Genomic DNA, 24497 nt, shown 5'->3' on the forward strand with positions numbered 1-24497 from the left:
CCTGGGATTAATAAAAACATAACAAATGATTAATCAACCATTAACGCGGCCATTAATTTCAAAAATTTACAGAAATTATGAGTTTTTCAATTCATTCCCTTCTACATTAAAAAATGCAGACTTCGTTATTCCAGAATTTCCTGAAAACTTTGCTTAAAGTCTTCACCGTAAATCACTTTATAATCTTTGCTAAAAGTTTCAAACTTTGTCTTAGCTAATGAATGCTTACCTAAATGAACCAAAGCTTTACATTTGATCACCATAGCCTCTTCATTTACAGTGTCAAAATAAGAAATGTAGTTGGACAGGTTAATTAAGAACTCCGGATCTTCTGCAATTTTAATAGTTGCGGCAAAATGCAGATAAGTATCTATAATTTCATTGGAAACTTCAGATTTAAAAAGATCCAGCCAGTCATATTCCAGATTAGAGAGAAAGCTTCCTCTGTGTACGATGTTTGTAAGTCTATTTATTCTCTCTTTGTCTACCTCAAGCTTACTGTTCACAATATTTAAGTATTGTTTATAATCTACCTTAACAACGTTCGGGTCAAAATCTATCATCCAATACCCGGTGTTTTTAGAAATCTGACACCCTTCCATCCGATCCAGAATTAGCTTAAGCTTAGCAATATTTACAGATCTGTTGTTTCGGGCGCTATCTGCCGACTTGTCAAACCAGAGTATTTCAGTAAGCTTTTCAGAACTAATACCTCTGCCCCACTTTATAGTGTAAAGCAAAACCACCAAAAACAATTCTCTGATTAATGGAGAAAGATGTTTAGTAATATCTTCGCCATCCTTGTCAAATAACTGTAGATTGCCAAACAGGAAAATCGTATTCCTAATATCTTCCTTTACATTGGCGGTTTCGGTCTCTACATTTTCATGAACAGATTCTGTTTTCGTTAAAGCAGGCGCCTCGATAATTTCTTTCTTTTCAATTTTTCGACGACTATGATACCATTTGTATACAAAAAAGCCCACAATTATCAATATCGGTATCAAGATAAAAAAGTACCAGCTTCTTCCTGATGCTAAAACTATCGGTAATTCAGCGAAAGCTTCTTCCGGAGGTCCGTATAAAGTATATATCTTAACAGATGTCTTATTTTCCTTCTCATTATGCAGTAATAGAACAGCGACAAAACGCTTACTTCCCGGACAATAATACAAATCAGCAAAGGAATGAATATCATGAAAAGCGTAAGGAACGGAATTCCCCATTAATTTATAGGACGGAGAATTTAATGAGCCTTGTATAAGTTGCAGGGAGGAATTATACTTATAATTAGGAAATGTTAAAGCGTAATAAGACCCCGTCTCTTCATTAATAATCATAGAGTTGGCAAATGCAAACTCTTCATTTTTTGGTTTGATCTCGAAAAGTTTCTTAAAGCTTCTGCTTTTAACATCATAGAAGTTAAGGTCATAGATATTCTTTGAGTTCAGTATTTGCTCTCCTGTGGCGCTTCCATAACCGCCCAAAATATATGCGCCGTTCTTTACAGCACCCAGTGCCGAAAGATAACGTGGTGTAAAATCACCGGAAGTTTTTATCTCAGTCCATTTTTTTTCTGGAAAATGATAGCGAAATACGTTCCGTTTATACAGATACTGTCCGTACCCCCCAATCACATACAAAGAACTATCCGCTGCCGAATAAAACTTATTTGGATGCCAGAAAAGTGTAATCACATCCGGACTAATGTATTTTCTATCCCAGGTTTTACGCTCAAAATCAAAACCTGAAACTAATTTCTGATCCACATAAAAATTTAAAAGCTGTTGCCGGCCTGCGGCATAAATAGACTGGTTTCCACTAAGCAAATCCTGATTACCTGATTGATAGCCCAGGTAAGATAACTGATGAGAAACTATGTTATAGGTAACAAGGGAATCTTTTGCAATAACATAAAGTTCTTCCTTTTCGGCATTCATAGCAATACTGGCCGCCCCCTTAACATCAAAAAAATTCACCAGTTCCCAGTCGTGATGCATCTTTTTTATCCATAAAGGATTAGTAACCATTCCATCTTTTCCATTAATAATTTCTGATGCTTTTAAACCAGCCTGCTCATTTAATGGCCAATGGTAAGATAACTTTGTATCTTCAGTTATTTTGATATCCCTTATTTTCATCGGAGGTACATCCTTAACCTTAAAATCCTTATAGCTATTCGCTCCCATCAGGATTCTATAACATTCTTTATTTAAACCGGCCTTTTGACGGTAAGATTTACCATCAGCAAAAAGGACAATTTCCTGACGGTCGAGATCAAACTTAAACTTTAAGGTATGCCATTTAGCGTACAGTTTATTGATGTCAATATCAAAAGCGATGTCCGAAATTTTATTTCCAACAATTAACTTGAAATGCTTGTTCTCCATGAAACGCATGTCATATATCAAATCAATATTGCGTTGTTTTTCATCGATTAACCGAAATATATACCCAAAATAATCCGTGTAGCCAGGCATAAAAGAGAGGTCGAAAGACAATTCGAAATTATGATCCAGACAAATTGATTGTCCGGAATTGAGATCAAGACTTGTTCTTTTATCCTTTACTACTCCATCTCCAACAAAGCCCAAACCATACGACTGGCTTTTGACTGGTGACCATATCGTGAACAGAATAAAAATACAAATCGCGTTAAATTTTACTACCATCATATAATTAAGCAAGAACGCCTTCACTCATTAGGTGTTCAAATCCTTGGGATCACTTGAACATTCCTAAAAACTAATGTAACGCATTTAATTGACCTTTTATTAAAATTTAACCGAATAACTCAAATTAATTGGGCCGTTAATTCAAAATTAATTGATTATTAATCGTCAAACAATAAGTTTATACTTTATACCGGCAAAGCCAATATTTTAATACCAAACAACTAACCAAATATTTACATATGCGTTCAAACAGAATCATCATTTTTATTGCGTCTTGTTTTTTCTTCTTTAATGTACAGGCACAATCCAAACACAGTAAGCAAACAAATTACCCGTCTTATAACGGATTAGTAATGGCCGGGTACCAGGGATGGTTCAGGGCCGAGGGGGATGGAACGGGAAGCAAAAGATTCGCTTACGGTAATGAGCAGGTAAGCAATATAGATATGTGGCCCGACGTCAGTGAATATGAGGTAACTTATAACACTCCCTTTAAACTAAAGAACGGTGAGACCGCAAAATTTTTCAGCTCCCATGATAAGAGCACCGTTGACCTCCATTTTAAATGGATGCAGGAATATGATGTTGACGGAGTTTTTATGCAACGTTTCTTTAGTAATGTTAAAGATAAAGACCAGGCATCGGTCAACATTCTTAAAAATGCATTCGAGGCCGCCTCAAAATACAACCGGGCAATTGCATTGATGTATGATCTGTCGGGCCTGAAAGCTTCAGGAGAAGACTGCTCTGTTATTATTGAAGACTGGAAACGTATGGTGGATGAATTGAAGATCACCAATCAGACCGGTAAAAAAACATATCTTCATCACAACGGGAAACCTGTTGTGACCATTTGGGGAGTTGGCTTTCCGGACAGGCCCTATAACATTCGCAACATCGGCCTGGAACGTTTGATCGATTTCCTTAAGTACGATCCTGTTTATGGTAATTGCTCGGTTATGCTGGGTGTACCTACCGCCTGGCGTAGTTTAAATGCCGACTGTATTAATGATTCTTATTTACATGAGCTGATCAAAAAAGGTGACCTGCTTTTACCATGGACGGTTCAACGTTATACGGGGTTACTACATAATGATATGGAACGCCTTCGTGACAATACCATAGAGGATATGAAATGGTGTAAAGCAAATAAGGTAGATTACGTGCCTTGTGTTTACCCGGGCTTTAGCTGGCACAATCTGAGTAAACAGGAATTTCCTGATGATGTAAAACCTGTAGGTTCTATTCCGCGACAAGGCGGACGTTTCTTCTGGCAGCAAATTGTAACTACCCTTAATGCCGGAGCAAGTATGCTCTATGTCGCGATGTTTGATGAAGTTAATGAAGGCACTGCAATATTTAAGGGAAGTAACAACCCTCCACCGGGAAATACAGTGGCTTTTATTGATATGGATGGAAAGCCTTCAGATCATTATCTGTGGCTGACAGGGGAAGCAGCGAAAATTCTGCGGAATGAGAAACCACTTTCGGTTAAACTACCGGAACGGAAATAATTTAAACAAATCAGTTTAACCGATTAAAATAAATAAAATAACAAAAATCAATAAAAAAACATGTTTAACAGCCTTTTAGTAATGTTTTATTAATCTTTTATTAGTCACTAACTCATTTAATTGCTAACAAATTATAAGCTGGTCATCTGTTTACCGAACCAGGGGACCGGCTACCCAATCAACCGAATATAAATTATGAATAACCACCAGTCTAATTCGCCATGACGATTAAGGGCAGCGCAAACTCCATACCTATTCAGGTACAAAATCAACTAAAAACAAACCGTATAAACTAAACAGTATGAAAAAAATTAAATACTTATTTACATTATTTTTTCTTTTTCCCCTCATCTTGCTGGCTCAGCAGCCTGTCAATATCTCCGGGAAAATAACTGATGTCAGCAACATTGGCCTCCCCGGCGTAAGTGTCAAAGTAAAGGGCAGTAACAAAGGTACCTTTACCGACAGCAAGGGAAATTTTTCGCTTAGTGTCCCCTCTGCTGACGCCTTCATCCAGGTCTCTTTTGTAGGCTATCTTTCGCAGGAGCTACAGGTAAACGACAAAAGAAACTTTGCGATCACACTACAGGAAAATAACAATACACTGAATGAGCTGATTGTAGTAGGCTATGGTACGCAGAAAAAAGCGACTGTAACAGGTTCAATTGCAACCTTAAACGCTGAACAAATTACGGTAACGAAAAATGAAAACGTGGTTAACATGTTAACCGGAAAAGTTCCCGGTGTACGTATACTACAAAAAACGAGTGAACCAGGCGGTTACGAAAACGCATTTGACATCAGAGGATTTGGTAGCCCTTTAATTGTTATTGATGGTGTACCAAGAGGTGGTGGCGATTTTTCAAGGATGGACCCAAACGAAATAGACAACATCTCCGTATTAAAAGATGCCGCAGCAGCAATTTACGGTGTGAGAGCGGCAAACGGGGTTGTTTTAATTACTACTAAAAAAGGTAAAAAAGACGGAAAATTCGACATCAACTATTCCGTTAACCAGGGATGGCAACAATTTTTAGGAATGCCAGAAGGCGTAGGTGCTGTTGATTTCATGTTGTTAACGAATGAAAAAAATAAAAGGTCATTTGCCAGTAACTTCCCCAATAACCAGGAATCTACCTATTCTTATGGAGATATACAGCCCTGGCTGGAAGGTAAATACCCATCCGCAGACTGGATAGGTGCAGCATTTAATACCACTTCTCCCCAAATCCAACATAACATGAACGTAGATGGTGGTACAGAGAAAGCAAATTATTTCTTTAACCTGGGCTACATGAAACAGGACGGTCTTTTCAAAAGTGGCGACCTGGATTATGACCGTTATAATTTCCGTTCAAATGTTAATGTAAATATTACTAAACGAATCAGGGCCCAAATATTAACTTCAGGGCATATAGATCAAAAAAAACAACCGTTCCAGGATCTTTGGACCATTTTCAAATATGCATGGAGCCAGGTTCCCATTAATCAGATCTATGCAAACAATAACCCGTTATATCTTAATAAAATGCCAGATGATGCCAACCCTGTTGCTATTACAGATGCCGATCAGGTAGGTTACAAAAAACGTACACAAAAGAACTTCCAGGGACAATTAACCTTAGAATATGACATACCAGGTATTGAAGGGTTAAAAGCAAAAGGAATGTACAACTACGGATATAATGCTGATGACAACACAGACCATAAAAGGGCATATAGCTTATATACCTATAATGCAGAAAAAGACACCTATGCTCCTACTTTAGTGGGTTCGCCTGCTTACATTAATCGTTCTTATGCAAACAGTGTTTCCTCACTTAGTCAGATCTCTTTAAACTACGCTAAAACTTTTTATAATGCACATAACGTATCAGCTTTGCTATTATTAGAAGAAAGTCATTTCAAGTCTGATAATTTTTATGCACAAAGAAATGTGACCATTCCCATAGATTATTTATTTGGCGGTGAAGACTTCCAGCAACTTGGGTCAATGAATGTGAATGGATTACGTGAGGAGGCAACAAGAAGTTATATAGGAAGGTTAAATTACGATTACAAAGGTAAGTATCTGGTAGAATTTAGTTTCCGCAGAGATGGTTCTAACAAGTTTAAACCTGGAGCAGAGCAATGGGGATTCTTTCCCGCCGGCTCTATAGGATGGCGCATTAGTGAAGAAAATTTCTTCAAAAAACTAGTTTCACCGGATATCATTAGCAATTTAAAGATCAGGGCATCCTATGGCAGGACAGGTGATGATAATGCCACAGCTTTCCAATACATTTCAGGATTCAACTATCCAACACTTAACCCTAACGACAACAGTGTATGGGGATATTTTTTCGGCGGCAAGTTTTACAATGGTGCAGCTGCCCGTCCGCTTACTAACCCCGATCTTACCTGGTTTACCGCTGATTCCAAAAACCTCGGTCTGGATTTCAATTTATTTAAAGGAAAAGTGGATGGGGCCCTTGACATATTCAGAAGGGATATGAAAGGTTTGTTGGCATTTAGAGATGTTCAATTACCAGGAACTGTTGGTGTGGGTTTACCTCAGGAAAACTTGAACAGCAATAGAACCGAAGGTGTCGAGATCATATTAAATTACAGAGACAAAATAGGTCAGTTTGGTTATAATATTGGTGGCAACTTTTCTACCACGCGAACCATGGATAGGGATGTTATACAGGGACGGGCTGGTAACGAGTACAGCAACTGGAAATCGTCAAGGACCAATCGCTACACAAGTATATGGTGGGGCAAAACCTATGCCGGACAATTTAGCAATTACAACCAGATTTTTAACCACCCTATAAATACCGGAGGAGGAAATAACAATGCTATTCCCGGAGATTATTACTACCAGGACTGGAATGAGGATGGTGTGATTAACGAGAAAGATGATCAGCCAATTGCTACTAAAGACATCCCATTGGTTAATTACGGTATCAACCTCGGTTTAAGCTATAAAAACTTTGACCTGAATGCATTGTTTGCCGGGGCAACGAGCTTTTATGTACAATATGATGAACAATACGCGGAACCATTAATGTATGGAAGAAGTGCTTTAACCAAGTTTCTTGATAGCTGGCATACCGTCAATCCAGGCGACAATGTATTTGATCCTAATACCCAATGGGTTCCGGGCAACTATCCGGCAATGGGCTCACCAATTGCAGAAGGAACCAAGGCTGTACAAGATGCCAGCTACCTAAGATTAAAGACTTTAGAATTAGGTTATTCTATTCCGGCACTCACACTGGCAAAAGTGGGTATTAAAAGAATGAGGGTTTATGCAAATGCTTACAACCTCTTAACCATTACCAAACTTAAAGACAGCGATCCTGAACATCCTGGAAAAATCCCTGATGCTGGTTTCGAGCATGGTTTAGGTGGTTATAAATATCCCTTAAACAGAACATTTAACCTTGGCGCCAGTATTTCCTTTTAAAATTATCAAAGATGAAAAGATATATATTAACAATAGCTGTATTAGCAGGGATATTTGTTTCCTGTCAGAAGCTAGATATAAAACCAACAAATGTTGCAGGAGAAGAGGTAATATTTGGAGGAGAGCCAGGTATGGATGTATACATGGCTAATATTTACCGCAAACTACCAATTGAAGACTTTAGATATAGACCAGGAGGAGAAGACAGGGCTGGAATGAACCTACACCACGAATGGCAGAATTTCTTTCATGCGGGAGCAACAGTTGGCGAAATGGTAGGGCCTTTCGGTGGAATGGATATTGGTGGAGGTTTTGGCTACTGGCCATATGATGACATCAGAGCTGTAAATTATGTGATAGAAAACATCGCTAAGTATGCCGGTAACTTTACTGGAGTTCGTAGTACCGAATTACTTGGTGAAGCTCATTTCTGTAGGGCATTCTTCTATTTTTCTTTAGCTAAACGTTATGGTGGCGTACCTATTATTTCCACAGTACAAAACTATCCGCAGCAAAGTATAGAAGAACTACAAGTTCGTCGTAATAAAGAAGAGGAGGTATGGACATTCATAGGTGAAGATCTGGACAAGGCCTATGAAATGATGGCAGCTTCAAGTCCGAGAGGAAGAGCAAATAAATATGTAGCACTGGCATTAAAAACAAGGGCTATGTTGTATGCAGGTTCTATTGCAAGATATGGATCTGTAAATTTTGTGGACGGAGAAGCAAAAACCGCCGGTTTGGTGGGCATTCCTGCCGATAAAGCAAGTTCTTTCTTTCAAAAAGCATGGGATGCTGCAAAATTATTTGAAGGTACAGCGTATAAATTGTACAATAAATATCCGGATGATAAAGTAAAGAACTACACTGATTTATTTCTTGATCCAGCTAGTTCTGAAAATATCCTGGTAAGGGACTACTCTATAACTACAAGAACAGCACATAGCTGGGATGCGACTTTCTCTCCGGGATTCATGACCGTTGGACCAGAATCAAGGGCCTATCCTACCCTTGAATTTGTAGAACGCTGGGGCAAACTACCAGTACTTGATGGAACAGATCATCCTATCAAATTTAATAACCTTGCCGATTTAATGAACAACAGTAATCTTGAACCACGCTTACTTGCTACAGTTTATTTCCCTGGAGCTACATTAAGAGGTAAAACTTTTGACACACAAAGAGGCCTTTATGAAAATATGTTTACCGGAACGGTTACCCAGGAAGTTGCAAAACCTCTTGACTCAAGGGCCAGCATTACAACTTCTGATCCCAATACTCTACATAATGGTAGAAGAATTATTGGTGAAGCAGGAATGAAACGTCCAGGCGCTCCTGACAATGCCACTCGTACAGGTTTTTTTGTAAGGAAATACATCGACTATAATAAAGCACAATCAGTCACAGGCCTATTTCAAAGTGAACAAGCCTGGATAGAATTCCGTTATGCTGAAGTACTGTTAAACAGAGCTGAAGCGGCTGCCGAATTAAACAAGCCAGATGATGCACTTACTTGTTTGAACCTGTTAAGAGAAAGAGCTGGTGGTGCGCAGCTATCCTTAGCTGATGCGACTATAAACGAAGTGCGCAACGAAAGGTGCAAAGAACTTGCATTTGAAAATCACTATTACTGGGATTTAAAAAGATGGAGAATTGCCGATGTATTGTTAAACAATGCAAAATTCAAAGGCCTAATGCCTTACTACGTGATTAGTGAGAATAAATATATTTTCCTGGCCGAGCGTGAAACCTTTGACCGCAATTACAATTTCGAAAAGAAATTTTATTATGAACCAATTCCTGGAGGCGAGCTGGGCAAAAATCCAAATCTATATCCAAATAATCCTAATTATTAATAAGATAAATTTTACAATTATGAAGAAGATGATGAGCAGAATCTTGTTAGGAGTAGGTTTACTGGCAAGTGCTGCATGTACAAAAATAGATAATTACGACGGGCCTAACGCATCTTTTGAAGGCCGGCTAATTGACGCCGTTACGGGACAGAACTTCCAGACTGCTACCGGAAACATACAGGTAAGGTTGTTCCAGGTGAGCTGGAGTGCGACGCCTGCCCCACAGGAAATACCCAGTAAAATGGACGGCACCTTTAAGGATTCCAAACTATTTGCAGGAAAGTACAAGGTGATTCCGGTTGGAGGTGCATTCTGGCCGGTATTAGATACTGCACAAGTAAATATAGGTTCTGCCAGCAAGCATGACTTTGAACTTACCCCCTACCTGGTAATCAACAATTTCACCTATGCGCTGGAAGGAAAAACCCTGAAGTTAAATTTTGATATAGACGCACCTATTGGAGCTGGCTTGCCAACAATCATTGAAGCACAACCTTACGTAAATACAACCAAAATGGTTGGACCGGGAGCGTCTATTTTTGACTATTCCGATGCCCAAAAGATGGTGATTAACAAAGAGTGGATAAACATGACTCCCGCCAATAAATCTATAGAATTTACTATTCCGGAACTCGCTGCCGGAAGAACATTCTATGTAAGGGTTGGTGTGCGTTTAAACGACAGCTTTAAAAGCTCCAATTTGTCACAAATTGTAGAAGTAAAAGTTCCCTGATTTAACCACGACATCGTTGAGGATTAAGCCAAGCAGGGAGACTTTGGTTTCCCTGCAAAAAATAAAATTGGTATTAAGATCCCTGATGAACATAAGCTAGATAGATCCTTTAAAGAAATAACCATGAAAAAAATAAAATCCCTGTTCCTTTTCCTGATGATAATGGGTTCAGTCATCGCCTGTTCCAAGAAGACTGAAAAACCCGTAACCCCTCCAGTTGATCCTGTAGTAGACGAGAAAGAAACAGGCTATGATACCTCAGGATTACTATACCCTTCTTATACAGGATTGGTAATGGCGGGATATCAGGGCTGGTTTGCTGCCCAGGGGGATGGATCTAACCGGGGCTGGTACCATTATCAGGGCCCGAACAACACGTTCGCACCTGGAATTACCAATGTTGATTTCTGGCCTGATATGACAGAATACACCAAAACATATAAATCACCTTTCAAATTTGCCAACGGATCTGACGCCTATTTGTATAGTCCGTACGACGAAGAGAGTGTAGATCTTCATTTTAAATGGATGAAAGATTATGGCATAGATGGTGTACATATGCAACGCTTTGTTGGAGAAATAAAATCTTCCAATCCATCTGGAAAAAGGCATTTTAACAAAGTACTTACCAATGCTTTAAAAGCAGCAAAAAAGTATGGCAGGGCCATTAGTGTAATGTACGACCTGAGCGGATGCTCCAGTGCCGATGTTGCCTACCTGGAACAGGATTGGAATGAATTAGTCACTACTTTTAAACTATATGATAAAGTAGAAAACCCTACTTATTTGTGGCACAATAAAAAACCACTGATGACCATTTGGGGAGTTGGATTTAATGACAAAAGGAATTACACCATTGCAAACGTAAATACGCTTGTTGATAAGTTAAAGTCGGCCGAAAAAAAGGTATCGATCATGCTGGGTGTTCCTTATTACTGGAGGTCTTTTGGTTCAGATACAGAAAATAGCCCTGCATTGCACCAGCTGATAAAGAAAGCTGATATCATTATGCCCTGGGCGGTGGGCAGATATGGTATGGATAACTACAATCCAAACAACCTTAGACAGGATATGCAGTGGTGTAAAACCAACAAAGTAGACTATATTCCGTTGATATTTCCAGGGTTTAGCTGGGGCAATATGCACAAGGACCCTACACTTTACAATTCCATACCAAGAAGAAAAGGAGACTTTTTATGGACACAGGTAGCCGGGGCAGTACAATTTGGTGCAAAATCGCTGTATGTCGCCATGTTCGATGAGATTGATGAGGGAACTGCAATTTTTAAATGTGCAAGAGAATCAGAAACGCCATTAAACGCAGATTTAAGATTTATGGGCATTGAAAACGATTTACCTTCTGATTATTATCTATGGCTAACAGGTCAGGCCGCCAAATGGATTCACGGACAGCCAGGCTACAACTACCAGAAACCAGTAAGAACCCCTTAAACAACCATAAAATTTAGCAAAGATTTAATAGAGTTTAATAATAGAACAAATCAACAATTTTAAACCTAAAAGAAATGAAACTAATAAAAATAATGATAGCATGCTTCATTTTTACACTGGCACTTACATTTGCCAGTTGTAAAAAAGCAGAGTATAGCTCCAGGGATACAAGTGGTATTGTACCTGAGCCAGTAATACCAGAGCCTGTAGATCCCACACTTGTGGTATTCGATAATTGCGAAAATGCAACTGGCTGGGATGCCGCAGGCGGAGCTTCACTAGATCCTTCAAGCAAAAAAGAAGGAGAAAACTCTATAAAAGCAACGATTGGTGGTGGCGATGCCTTGCGCATGCAAAAAGCGCTGGCACAGCCAATAGATACGAAACTCACGAAAGAAACCGGACAGCTAATATTCTGGTTATTTGTAGAAGATGCCGGTAAGGTAAAATTAAGTGACGGACAAATTGAAGTAACCAGTTCTGGTGTTCCAGATCAGCAGGAGTTCAACTGGCCTACAAGCGCATTAAACCCTTTACAAACCGGATGGAATTTGGTAAAGCTCAAACTAGCCGATGCCGGAGAATCCGGTGGTGGTGCAGATCTAAGTAAAATAAACTTCTTCCGTATCTACATGAATACCACTGCAGCAGCAAGTCCTGCGGCAACGTTTACAATGGCTTTGGATGCGATAGGTTTTTCCGCAGCTTCATCAACACCAAGCAATTTTGTTCCCTTTTTAAATTGTGATGTTTTTGACGAAGAACTATGGGAAATATCTGGCGGATCAGGAAAATTAGATGCAGTAAATAAAAAAGAAGGCGCAGGTGCACTCTTTGGAAAAACACATCCAACAGGTGGATATCTGCATATGAAGCTTAAAAAAGCACTTACACCAGCTATAAGAACCAATGTAACAAAGCTAACCGGACAACTTTCATTTTGGCTGTATTTAGATAAAGTTGTACCTCTGGGCGGACAAATTGAAATTACCAGTTCAGGAGAACCAGACAAAAAAGAATACAATTGGGATCCTTCAAAAATAACTGGTTTAAAACCGAATGCTTGGAATCTGGTAAAACTAAATCTAAGAGATGCGGCAGTATCAGATGATGGTGCCCCCGACTTAAATGCCATAAATTTCTTCCGTATGTATTTGGAAACCGGGGAAGATGGTATAAACATAGGTATTGATGACATTAAATTTGGTGCTATCCCTCCGCCAGATGACGTGATGTTTGATAATGCAGATGTAAAAGATGGCTGGGAAACAGTAGGCGAACCTGTTATAGAAATCAGCAGTCCCAGAGCTAAACAAGGCACAGGTTTTTTAAAAAACACCATAAAAAAGGGTGAAGATTTTATGCAGTTTATCAAAAATGCTCCTGCACCAATAAATTCAACTTTTACAGAATCCAATGGCCAGTTTAAATTCTGGTGGTATATTTCTGATGTTTCTGCACTTAAAGCGGATGGCTCAATTGAAATTACAAGTTCAGGGAAGTCTGACGAAAAAGAATCTGCCTGGGATGTAGCTCCTTTATTACCACAGCTAGTTAACGGATGGAACCAGATTACACTCGACTTCGATAAATCCAATAAAACTGCAGATGGCGGAGCTGACTATAAAGCTATAAACCACTTCCGCATTTTCTTCTTCACAAAAGACAAAACCCATGAAGATCTCATGACGGGTATAGATGACCTTAAATTTGTTATAAAGCCATAATCATCGTATACATAAAGGCAGGGATAAGTCTTTTCTCTGCCTTTAAAAACCATAAATTCAAATCTAACTAATATGTACAAATTAAGTAAGACGGTTAAAAAAGAACGGTCGTATTCTACACTGGCTCTTTCAGCACTAATGGTAATTAGTGCTGGCTTAAATAGCTGTTCTTCAAAAAAGGAAGTTGCTGTAGTAAGCGCATTAGCAGAAAATCCGATCATCCGTCATATGTATACTGCAGATCCTTCGGCCAGAGTCTGGCAAGACGGCCGTTTATACATTTACAGTTCACATGACATCGCTCCGCCAAAGGGCTGCGACCTGATGGATCAATACCATGTTTTTTCAACCAACGACATGAAAAACTGGACAGATCATGGGGAGATATTAAGGGCAAGTAATGTATCATGGGGAAGAAAAGACGGTGGTTTTATGTGGGCACCAGACTGCGTATACAAAAACGGCACCTATTACTTGTATTTCCCTCATCCAAGTGGGGACGACTGGAATAAAACCTGGAAAATTGGGGTAGCAACCAGTAAATACCCGGCAAAAGATTTTAAAGTACAAGGATATATACCAAACCTTGAGCCTTTAATAGATCCGCATGTTTTCATTGATGACGATGGTCAGGCTTATTTCTACCATGGCGGAGGAGGTACCTGCATGGCAGGAAAGCTAAAGACCAATATGATGGAAATAGACGGAACCATGAAAAAAATGGAAGGCCTGGAAGATTTTCATGAGGCAGCCTGGGTGCATAAGAAAGATGGAATATATTACCTGTCGTATTCAGACAATCATGACGACAATTCGAAAGACGGTGTAAAAGGCGACAATAGGATGCGTTACGCAACCAGTAACAGTCCTTTAGGCCCATGGAAATATCGTGGCATCTATATGGATCCCACCAATAGCTATACCAACCATGGATCCATTGTGTCTTACAAAGGCCAGTGGTATGCTTTCTACCATAACAGTGAGCTCTCGCAAAAAAACGGAGAGTTTAATGACTGGTTGAGATCTGTAGCTGTAGATAAATTATACTATAATCCGGATGGCACTATTCAAAAAGTTATCCCAACCGGACTGGGGACTAAATAATGAAAATTATTAAAACAGTGAACACCATGAACAAAAAATTAAGCACGTTAATACTAATCACGCTGATTGCATTGATGAGTAGCTGTTCAAAAAAGAAGTCTGGCGAGGTGCCTGTTGATCCCCCGGTGGACCCGATTGACCGTACTCCCTCTCCCCCAGGCGATGTAGTAGGGAAAGTAACCGTTGGGTATCAAGGCTGGTTTGCAGCAAACGGAGATGGTTCTCCGATTAACGCATGGTGGCATTGGACACAGGACTGGGCAAAATCTCCCGGGACTAACAACTCAGGAATAAAGTCATGGCCTGATGTACGTGATTATACCGATACCTATGCTACTTCATTCTCAAACCTGGGCAATGGACAACCGGCAAAACTATTCTCTTCGTATAATGACCAGACGGTAAACACACAGTTCTTATGGATGAAAGAAAACGGGCTTGATGTTGCCGCACTTCAACGATTCAATCCAAATGGAATTGAAGGCCCTGTTAGAGATGCCATAACCGCCAAAGTGAAAACCGCAGCGGAATTGCATGGACGAAAGTTTTACATCATGTACGACATCAGTGGCTGGACAAATATGCAATCGGAAATAAAGACAGACTGGACCACGAAAATGGCGGTCTACACTTCTTCTCCCGCTTATGCTAAACAAAATGGCAAACCTGTAATCTGTATATGGGGTTTCGGATTTAATGATAATAACCACCAGTTTACTGCTGCGGCATGTATAGATGTGATCAAATGGTTTAGAAGCAAAGGCTGTTATGTCATCGGTGGCGTACCTACAAACTGGCGGACGCAAACCAGTGATTCCAGATCAAACTTTATCAGCGCCTACAAAGAGCTCGATATGATATCACCATGGATGATTGGAAGAATTGGAACCATCAGTGAAATTGACGAAAAATTCAGAACCATTAATATGCCCGATATGGCTTATTGTAAAGCCAATGGAATCGATTATCAACCCTGTGTACTACCTGGCGATTTACAGAAGCATCAGCGGCTTCATGGCGACTTTATGTGGAGACAGTTTTACAATATGAAGAGCCTGGGTGTACAAGGACTTTATATCTCTATGTTTGATGAGTACAATGAAGGAAATCAGATTGCCAAAACTGCGGAAAACTCAGCTTTTATTCCTACGGGATCTTCGTTTGTAACACTTGATGAAGATGGCACCCCCTGTTCTTCTGATTATTACTTACGGCTTTCGGGTGATGGAGCAAAGATGTTCAGAGGTGAGATTGGACTAACTCCAATTCGTCCAACAAAACCAATTTTATAAAAATCTATTTAACACATCTCAAACACACACAATCAGGCATTATTCAGTAGTATGAATAATGCCTTCTTTACTTTATTTACTCAGATTCAGTCTTAAATTAAGTTCAAAACTACCAAACTGTGCACCTGCACCCTAAATATTGTCGAAGCCCTTTACCCCCTTATAGGCTACACAGGCATTTTAATTCCTGATTCTTATACTTTATAATATTGTTCCCAACCTTTTCGAGGTGGAGGCCCAACAAGCAAGGCATTGGCAATTTTATTGTTCGTAATAACCTTCTTTTTCCGATCAAATTCAAGGTTTGTATTTAATTTCTGCGCGAGTACCCCCAGACAAAACACCTGACTAAGTGGTCCGGCTATAGCAAATGGGGACCGTGTTTTTTCTTCACCTTTACAGGCCTGAAGGAAATTCTTAAAGTGGTTTGACGGACTAACTGGTACTTCCGGTAAAGAAGCGGCCATTGCTTTAGCTTTTTCCTCAGGTATAATCGACAATGTACTACCATGCGATCCCCCTTTAAAAGTCAGCTCCTTACTGTAAATGATCTTCCCAGGATTTAATTTTGCCGGCTCAATTTTCCCTGTACTTGGTGGTGGGATATTGGGATCTAACCCAGAAACACCATAACCTTTTGGAATTGGTGGCAAATTATCGACACCGTCGTACCAGTTAACGTCCAGAGCAGGCATCTTCCCTCTCTTTGGAAACTTAAATGATAAAGTTGAGGAAGTTGGGAAAAAGAAATCGTTATGTCCTTTCAAAACAGGATTGATCTGATACGGTAAACCTAAATCAAGAAATTCATGTGCAGTATCCAGGATATGTGCCCCCCAATCTCCAAGCGCCCCCATACCAAAATCGAACCAGCAACGCCATTGACCATTCACGAAATCCTTATTATAGTTATGTCCGGTTGTTGCCATTTGCCAGATATCCCAGTCCAGACTATCAGGTAAACTCTCGGCTGCTGGAAATGACGTTATATTGGTATTCCAACCATGCCAACGTCTGGGCGAATTCATATGGGCTGTTATTGAGGTTACATCTTTAATAATACCAGCTTCCTTCCAGGCTTTAAACTGAAAATAATTGGCTTCCGAATGTCCTTGATTACCCATTTGCGTAACCACCTTGCTATGCTTTCTGGCGGCTTTCATCATCAACTCAACCTCATTAAAAGTACGGGCCATTGGCTTCTCCACATACACATGTTTTCCCAGGCCCATAGCCATCATAGTGATCGGGAAGTGAGAAAAATCTGGTACGCCAACCGTCACAGCATCAATCTGATTGCTCATTTTATCAAACATCTTCCTGAAATCCTGAAAACGTGGCACATTCGGAAATTCCTTTAAAATACCTGCTGTATGTGCTGCACCCATATCAACATCACACAAAGCAACTATATTAACGAGACCGGTTTTATATAAGTCGCGGATAATTTCGGCACCCCTGTTACCGATTCCTATACAAGCCAGATTTACCCGTTCATTAGGTCCTGCAAGTTTTACATCTCCTTTGTGCATCCCCATAAGTACCCCCGGGGTAATCGCAGCCAGGGCCGACAACATTGCAGTTTGTTTTAAAAAGTGTCGTCTTGAATATTCGTTTGTCTTCATTTAGATAATTGTAACACGTTTATATTTGGTAGTAGCTATCATATTCGGCAATCTATTGCCTAAAATAGCGCTTTATTTTAATTCTCAATATAGAAAAGTGGATTTCCGAACAACGTGTTTACTAAAATAAAAAATGATTTATTTCCAAACATCAATATCCATTTTCCGCCATTTCTTTTACTTTTTCCTGGGCTTTTGGCCAGGTATCATTCATATAATCAATAAAATCCGGTGTGACGTCAATTTCTGTTTTCCAAAGCGTCTGACCATCAATAGCCTGTAGTGTATAATTTTCATGCGCTCCCGCCCACTCCTTAACCTTTTCGCTTATTGTATCCTCTACTCCATTGTTTATTTCACCGAGATGTTTTATCGACAAAAATTCATTTGGGATATTTTCTTCTATTTCTGCAACCATTCCTGAGCCTTTACCATCCAGGAACAACGCTTTACTACCTTTTTTCCAATCTGTTTCTACAGCTGATCCCTCACAAAAAACAGCAGTCCATTCCGGATAGGTATCCTTACCAATAATAATACTCCAAACTTTTTCAGGAGTAGCATCAATCTTAATATTAAATTCCAGCTTTTTCATAATTTTATCTTTTTAGGATTTACTAATACGATCAAATTTAAGCATCAAATAAAATTTAAAAGATGGTGGTACACGACATTATTAAGGGCTGAATGCGTCAAAAAATCACAAAATATAAATAGGTTATTGCACTAACAAGACCTTGATTTGTTTATCTATTGCTACAGCTTTCTCTTTAGCTTCGTCCAAAGGTAATCCTGCATTCATAGGGCGCAAATGTCCAGCGGCCGACAACCAGGCATCCTTCATCACCGCTTGTTTCTGTGCAATCAGTTTAAACAATTCACCTTTTTTTGGATGATTAACTGCAGCGAGTACACCAGGTGCTCCAGCAACCTTTTTCTCCCCCATATAAAGCAGTAGTGCTTTCGCCATGATCCAATGACCGGCGGCTCCCGGATGCACCCCATCACTGGCTAACTCAAAACCATCAATCCCCATAGCCCTATCAACCTTTCGATGTGCTTCAAGATACTTCTTCATTGGATAATGGAGATCAGCAACCTCCCATCCTAATTTGCGTTGAGCAATCAGCCAGTCCGAGTATCGGTCCAGCACCCCCGCATAGCCTTTCTTTCCTGCTCTCAATTCATCAAAAACTGGCGGGGTTACATGGATAATTCTTATTCCTGCTTTCACATACTTATCATGCAACCAATTTATACCAGCCTTATACTTTTCAAAACGTTCCTGGTCAAAAGGCATATATATTCCATCATTCATTCCATAACAAGCAAACACAAGATCAGGTTTAACAACATTCATTACCCTATCCAAACGTTCATGCAAGTCCGGCCTTGGAAACTTCCCATCCGCATGGCCTGGCTCCGACAAGCCCGAAACCGTTTCACTAGGCAGCCCCATATTAATAAATTCTATTTGTTGACCTGGATAATTCATGGTACAGTAAGCTTCTATATCAACTATGTACTGTCCACCATAAGTAATACTATTTCCTAAAAACAGAACCTTTTTGGTATCAGAAGAAAAAGGCTGTGCCTTTGAAACTACCGTAATACACAACAAACCAAGCAATACAAGTCCATAAATTTTAAAATACCTAACGATTGACTTATCTAGTTTCATGATCCTAAATTAAGACTTTAGTATGATTTAGAATTGGCTATTTATTCAGCGATTTTGGTGTATCCTTCCTACTTTTTCTTCGTGATCGCCTGATATCCGGTTTCAAGAACCATTCTCAAAACTTCCAAACTATAGCCTTTTACGTACATACAGATGTACGGATAATCGATATAATGCGGTGTAATAAAGCACATTTCCGGATATTGTTCCAGGAAATTATTCCGGCTTTCGAAATCTGTTCGTATTGCAAAGAATTCACCATTTTCATGTAACCTTGCCAGCAAATTTTTCCTGATCTTAACAGACGGGGTATCATAGTGCGACAAGCTATCAGAGGAGTCTGGAAACTGAAGTGCAATCTGCCTTACAGGCTCAAAATCAACAGGATTGAAATTAATCTCTTTCATACATTTTTCTGACACGGTCGCCCGTTTTTATATCTATAACGAAACTACAATGTTTCAATTTCTTCAATAGACAACTTTGTGTATTTAGCAATTCTCTCCAAAGGCTCACCTTCAACAAGCATCTCTTTTGCTATCTCTAAGGCTTTTTTAAGCTGTCCTTCATGAACGCCCTCTTCCTTCCCTTTCTCTATTCCTTTCTCTATTCCTTTTTCTATTCCTTGTTCTATTCCTTCTCTTTTTCCCCATTTAAATAAAACATCACGTTCTTTTCTCCAAAATGTACTTACAGCCTCCATAGCTTTTTCTAATTGTTTGTCTAATTTACGTAACTGAACAATTATGCGCAATTGCTCATAATATTTGTTTACTCCTTCAGGAGTATCTTTACCTATTTTTCTTAGTACTTCCTGTAATACTTCAAAAGGATCTTTATCTCCAAAATTTGCCAGTACAGCAAGTACTTGTTCCCCGGGTTCGTCTGACGATAAGAACAGCTCGTACGGCAATTCAAAAAAGGATATCAATTCATACTCGTATTTAAATCCCGGCAAATCAATCTTACATGGCGTATTCAATGCCTCTTTCCCCATGTACATCACATACTGTTTTACAGGTTCATCATACATCTGATGTAACATTGCCCGATATTCAGCCATTCTGAAATTCATTTTCGGCCTATTGCCAGATTCAAATTCAACCTGGAGGATGTAAGAGCCCCCATTAGCGTCTGTTACCATACACAATGCATCCACTTCTTTTTGCCGGGTAATCTGTATTTTATCTTTAAGTTCTTTACTTTTTACAACATCCAGCTTAAATACCTTTTCCATAATGCCAGGTAAAACAACCTGCATATTTTCCCGAAGTATTTTATCGTACTTACTTCCTTGTAAACGACTACCAGCATTTTCCGGCATAATTGCTTTGAAAAGTATCTATACAAATCTATCGTGAACAATAGCTACCATCCACAATTTCAGTAAAATCAACGTTATTCACTGCTTTACGGAACTTTTCCGATACAAAATATGGAAAACAGCATAACTCAAAAGACCATACAGGATTTTATTTTCTATGTATAATTACACACAGAAAATAAAGTCAAATGCACTACATCTATAGCAACAAAAGAAAGAAAGAAGGAAGGAACAAAAAAAGTGGCCAGACAATCTTGCCTGGCCACCCTGTTTGAAGAAAAAATTACCTTCTCAGAAGAGTCCTCAGGCGCTTTTGCTTTTTCAGCAAAAGATGCCAGACTCTGAAGAGAACGGTTATTTTTTTATGTTTAATTCATCAATAATATTCTTCGCACCACCTAACACATCAATACACCACAATACGTAGCGAATATCCACATTAATAGTGCGTTTAAACTTCTTATCAAAAGCGATATCGCCACTCATTGCTTCCCAGTTACCATCAAAAGCAAGACCGATCAACTCACCCTTACCATTAATTACCGGGGAACCAGAGTTACCACCTGTAATATCATTATTTGTAATAAACCCTACAGTTAAGGTACCATCATTACCGTACTGACCGAAGTTCTTTTTATTATAATTCTCGATCAGGTTAGCTGGTAAATCAAACTCACTGTCACCTGGAATATACTTTTGCATTACGCCGTCAATGGTAGTTGTAGTTTTATACACAATACCGTCCTTAGGTGAATAATCCTGTACATTCCCGTAAGAAAGTCTCATCGTTGAATTCGCATCAGGATACATCATTTTACCGGCATTCTTTTCAAGAACTGCTTTTAAATATAAATGATCAAGTTCTGCCTTTTTCTTTTCGAAATCAGCCACCAGAGAACCAAAGTTAGCTTTAACATATTCGGCAGGAATAATATTTAAAGCATACTGATAACCTGGGTCACTGGTAACAGCATCAGCAGTAGGATTACTGGCAATAAATGCTTTTAACTTTTCAGGCTTGATGAAATTACTATTTTCCCAAAGGTAACTGGCATACTTCTCAAACGTAGTTTCCGGATTCCCCGTCCAATATTTCTCCGCGATTTCAGCGAAAAACTTAGGTTGTGATTTCACAGGAACATCAGTATAGAAAGCACTCAGAATTTTAGCGAAGATCTTTTTGTCAGCAGTTTCATTATAAGTCTCCTGGTAAGCTGAAATAGCATTATTCAGGTTTTCCTGAACCTGTTTAACATAGGCAGCATCATCCTTTTTCTTAGTCATAGCAATTAATGCTTTCCCCATACCAGATGCATTTGCAGCCCATTGCGAAGCATTAAAACCTTCGTTTATATATGTACGCTGTACAGAAATAGGATCAATAGCCGCATAAATCTGATCATACTGCTCCATTATACCTGCAAATTCAGTTTTCTGTGCAGCCCATTCGGTAAAAGCTTTTTCTTCTGTTCTTTTAGCGTCAGACACCTTTAAACGTTTCAACTGCTCCGTTTGTCCGATAAAATACTTCCAGTAGTTTGCGATCTGCGCATATTTCGAAGAGAGTTTCAAACGTAAGCTCACATCTTTATCCATTTCGGCTTTCCATGCTTTTAAACGGATATCACGAAGTTTAACGATAGTCGGACTTACCTTTTCTGTAGCCAAATCTACACCATAAGAAGTCAGATATCTGTCTGTACGCCCCGGATAACCATAGATCATTGCAAAATCACCATTTTTAACTCCTTTGATAGAAACCGGAAGAAATTTCTTTGGTTTATAAGGTACATTTTGAACATTGTACTTTGCAGGCAGGTTACCTGTTGATGAATACACACGGAAGACAGAGAAATCACCAGTCTGACGTGGCCATTCCCAGTTGTCTGTATCACCACCAAATTTACCGATATTTTGCGGTGGCGTACCTACCAGACGAATGTCATCAAAACGCTCATAAACAAACAAAATAAACTGGTTTGATTTATAAAAGTCTTTGACATTAGCTTCAATAGTTGGTCCTGAAGATGCAGCTTTAGCAATGGCATTAAACACCTCAGTCATTTTTGCATCTTTCTCAGCTCCACTTAAGCCTTTTGTAGCCTCGTTAACCTGGGCAGTTACGTCTTCCATTCTTTGTAGAAAACGGACGAACAAACCTGAGATCGGTTTCTCTTCACCATAATTCTTTGCATAAAACCCATTATCTAAGATGTTGTCCTGCGCAGTAGAGTTTGAAGCGATAGCATCATAACCACAGTGGTGATTGGTAAAGATCAATCCTTTGTCTGATACAATTTCACCAGTACAAAAGCCGCCAAAGTGAACGATTGCATCTTTTAAACTTGAACCATTTGCATTATAAAGATCTTTAGCGGTCAGCTTGAATCCTTGTTTTTTCATTTGTTCATAGTTTTTACCTATCAACATCGGGATCCACATCCCTTCATCTGCCTTTACCGTATTGGCAAAAGACAATAACATTACGCACAACAGCAAATAAACTGTTTTTTTCATATGATAATATATTAGTTAGTGTTGATGCAAAGGTAAAAAAATAACCGTGCTAAAAGGTAGCGCAGCGCAACCATAACAACCATAATACACAGCCACATTGCTTAAACAGTATTTTAAATTATTTTAATAACAAATCAAAAAAAAGAGCTCAGAAGCTGAACTTATTCATCATTTTTTCAAATAAAATACACAACTCACCACCTAATGTTAAATTTTCACTATGTTTATAAATAAAAATAAAATCTAAACCAGAACCACGCAAACAAATAACATAACTATTTAATGAAAACAACTTTTGAAGAGCAAAATGATCAGCTAAGCGGAATGGCTTACAAAAACATGAGCGTCAAAAAAATAATAATAAGCTACTTAGCAAATAAAAGTAGTGCAACCATTGCAGACCTCTGCAAGGAAATGAACCTCAGTATACCTAAGGTAACTACATTAATTTCCACATTAATTAAAGAAGGTATAGTAAAAGACTTTGGAAAAGTAGATTCTACCGGAGGGCGCAAACCAAATGTATATGGGTTAATTCCTGATTCAGGTTTCTTCCTTGGTGTCGATGTAAAACATAGTTACATCAATATAGGCTTAATTGATCTTCAAAAAACAACCATAAAAGTAACTAAACGTATTCCTTATCAGCTCAGCAATGATAAAGAGGCCTTCGATGAACTTTGCAAACTTATCAAAGAATTTATCCACGACACTTCGATACCACAGCAGAAAATATTAGGGATGGGAATTAATCTCCCTGGCCGCATTAACCATGCTACTGGTCACAGCAATAGTTTTTTCAACTTTTATGAAGTCCCGGTAACTGTTATCATCGAAAAGGAACTTGGCATAAAAACGATTATTGAAAACGACTCCAGAGCGATGGCCTACGGGGAGTTTAGTGCCGGTGTAGTGATGGAAGAAGAAGAGGAAGATGTTTTATTCCTAAATCTGGATTATGGTATTGGGATGGGTATTGTACTCAACAAAAAACTCTACTACGGGAAATCTGGGTTTTCCGGAGAGCTGGGGCACATTCCCCTACTTGACAATGAAATCATTTGTCAATGCGGAAAAAAAGGATGCCTGGAAACAGTTGCATCCGGACAAGGATTAATCAGAATGTTTAAAGCCAGTGTGGCAGCCGGCTATTCAACGACAATTGAAAACGATAAATTAGCAAAACTTCAGGTGGCGGATATCATCCATGCAGCAAACAACGACGATGTGCTTTCCATTGAGCTTCTAGCCAAAATGGGCGAAACGCTTGGACGGGGCATTGCTACATTAATCAACATATTTAATCCGGAGTTGGTTGTACTAGGCGGCGTACTTGCCGAAACAGGTGAATTGATCCAGTTACCCATTAAGAGCGCACTAAATAAGTACTCTTTAAGTATGATGAACAACGACACCAAGATAAAACTTTCCAAACTAGGGGAAGAAGCCGGTGTAATAGGTAGTTGCCTGCTCATCAGAAACAAACTGTTGGCACATTCGGCATAATAAAAAATTCTCATCCGATCAAAAGTTTCCCTTGATTATA

The 24497-nt window shown here is 39.1% G+C and carries 16 protein-coding genes; 9 read left to right on the forward strand and 7 right to left on the reverse strand.

Features of this window, described 5'->3' with window-relative positions:
* Positions 1-125: 125 nt before the first annotated feature.
* Complete coding sequence (locus R2Q84_RS04170) at positions 126-2675, reverse strand: galactose oxidase (protein ID WP_316815269.1); 2550 nt, start codon at positions 2673-2675, stop codon at positions 126-128.
* A 239-nt stretch (positions 2676-2914) separates the two neighbouring features.
* On the opposite strand from R2Q84_RS04170, the gene R2Q84_RS04175 reads away from it, so the two are divergent.
* The 8 genes from R2Q84_RS04175 (at position 2915) to R2Q84_RS04210 (ending at position 15804) form a co-directional block, all read left to right on the forward strand.
* Complete coding sequence (locus R2Q84_RS04175) at positions 2915-4189, forward strand: glycoside hydrolase family 71/99-like protein (RefSeq protein ID WP_316815270.1); 1275 nt, start codon at positions 2915-2917, stop codon at positions 4187-4189.
* A 301-nt stretch (positions 4190-4490) separates the two neighbouring features.
* Complete coding sequence (locus R2Q84_RS04180) at positions 4491-7640, forward strand: TonB-dependent receptor (RefSeq protein ID WP_316815271.1); 3150 nt, start codon at positions 4491-4493, stop codon at positions 7638-7640.
* A gap of 11 nt (positions 7641-7651) precedes the next feature.
* Complete coding sequence (locus R2Q84_RS04185) at positions 7652-9496, forward strand: RagB/SusD family nutrient uptake outer membrane protein (protein ID WP_316815272.1); 1845 nt, start codon at positions 7652-7654, stop codon at positions 9494-9496.
* A 19-nt stretch (positions 9497-9515) separates the two neighbouring features.
* Positions 9516-10229, forward strand: coding sequence for a DUF3823 domain-containing protein (locus R2Q84_RS04190; RefSeq protein ID WP_316815273.1), 714 nt, complete (start codon positions 9516-9518; stop codon positions 10227-10229).
* A 123-nt stretch (positions 10230-10352) separates the two neighbouring features.
* A complete protein-coding gene (locus R2Q84_RS04195; protein WP_316815274.1) occupies positions 10353-11681 on the forward strand; it encodes a glycoside hydrolase family 71/99-like protein in 1329 nt (442 codons plus the stop codon).
* Positions 11682-11755: 74 nt separating this feature from the next.
* A complete protein-coding gene (locus R2Q84_RS04200) occupies positions 11756-13408 on the forward strand; it encodes a hypothetical protein (protein WP_316815275.1) in 1653 nt (550 codons plus the stop codon).
* Positions 13409-13480: 72 nt separating this feature from the next.
* Complete coding sequence (locus tag R2Q84_RS04205; protein WP_316815276.1) at positions 13481-14512, forward strand: family 43 glycosylhydrolase; 1032 nt, start codon at positions 13481-13483, stop codon at positions 14510-14512.
* Between the two features lie 26 nt (positions 14513-14538).
* Entirely contained in the window at positions 14539-15804 is a 1266-nt protein-coding gene (locus tag R2Q84_RS04210; protein WP_316815277.1) for a glycoside hydrolase family 71/99-like protein, read from the forward strand.
* 194 nt (positions 15805-15998) lie between these two features.
* On the opposite strand, the gene R2Q84_RS04215 is transcribed toward R2Q84_RS04210, so the two are convergent.
* The 6 genes from R2Q84_RS04215 to R2Q84_RS04240 form a co-directional block, all read right to left on the reverse strand.
* Positions 15999-17429, reverse strand: a complete 1431-nt coding sequence (locus R2Q84_RS04215; protein WP_316815278.1) for a Gfo/Idh/MocA family oxidoreductase — start codon at positions 17427-17429, stop codon at positions 15999-16001.
* Positions 17430-17580: 151 nt separating this feature from the next.
* A complete protein-coding gene (locus tag R2Q84_RS04220) occupies positions 17581-18024 on the reverse strand; it encodes an SRPBCC domain-containing protein (protein WP_316815279.1) in 444 nt (147 codons plus the stop codon).
* A 123-nt stretch (positions 18025-18147) separates the two neighbouring features.
* Positions 18148-19110 carry an SGNH/GDSL hydrolase family protein gene (locus R2Q84_RS04225; RefSeq protein ID WP_316815280.1) on the reverse strand — a complete coding sequence of 321 codons (963 nt, stop codon included), beginning with the start codon at positions 19108-19110 and terminating at the stop codon, positions 18148-18150.
* Positions 19111-19178: 68 nt separating this feature from the next.
* Positions 19179-19517, reverse strand: coding sequence for a hypothetical protein (locus tag R2Q84_RS04230; protein ID WP_316815281.1), 339 nt, complete (start codon positions 19515-19517; stop codon positions 19179-19181).
* Between the two features lie 44 nt (positions 19518-19561).
* A complete protein-coding gene (locus tag R2Q84_RS04235; RefSeq protein WP_316815282.1) occupies positions 19562-20434 on the reverse strand; it encodes a hypothetical protein in 873 nt (290 codons plus the stop codon).
* Positions 20435-20788: 354 nt separating this feature from the next.
* A complete protein-coding gene (locus R2Q84_RS04240) occupies positions 20789-22951 on the reverse strand; it encodes a S46 family peptidase (protein WP_316815283.1) in 2163 nt (720 codons plus the stop codon).
* 282 nt (positions 22952-23233) lie between these two features.
* On the opposite strand from R2Q84_RS04240, the gene R2Q84_RS04245 reads away from it, so the two are divergent.
* A complete protein-coding gene (locus R2Q84_RS04245) occupies positions 23234-24457 on the forward strand; it encodes an ROK family transcriptional regulator (protein WP_316815284.1) in 1224 nt (407 codons plus the stop codon).
* The last annotated feature ends 40 nt before the right edge of the window (positions 24458-24497 follow it).

Source organism: Pedobacter nyackensis, assembly GCF_032678475.1.
GTDB lineage: Bacteria > Bacteroidota > Bacteroidia > Sphingobacteriales > Sphingobacteriaceae > Pedobacter > Pedobacter nyackensis_A.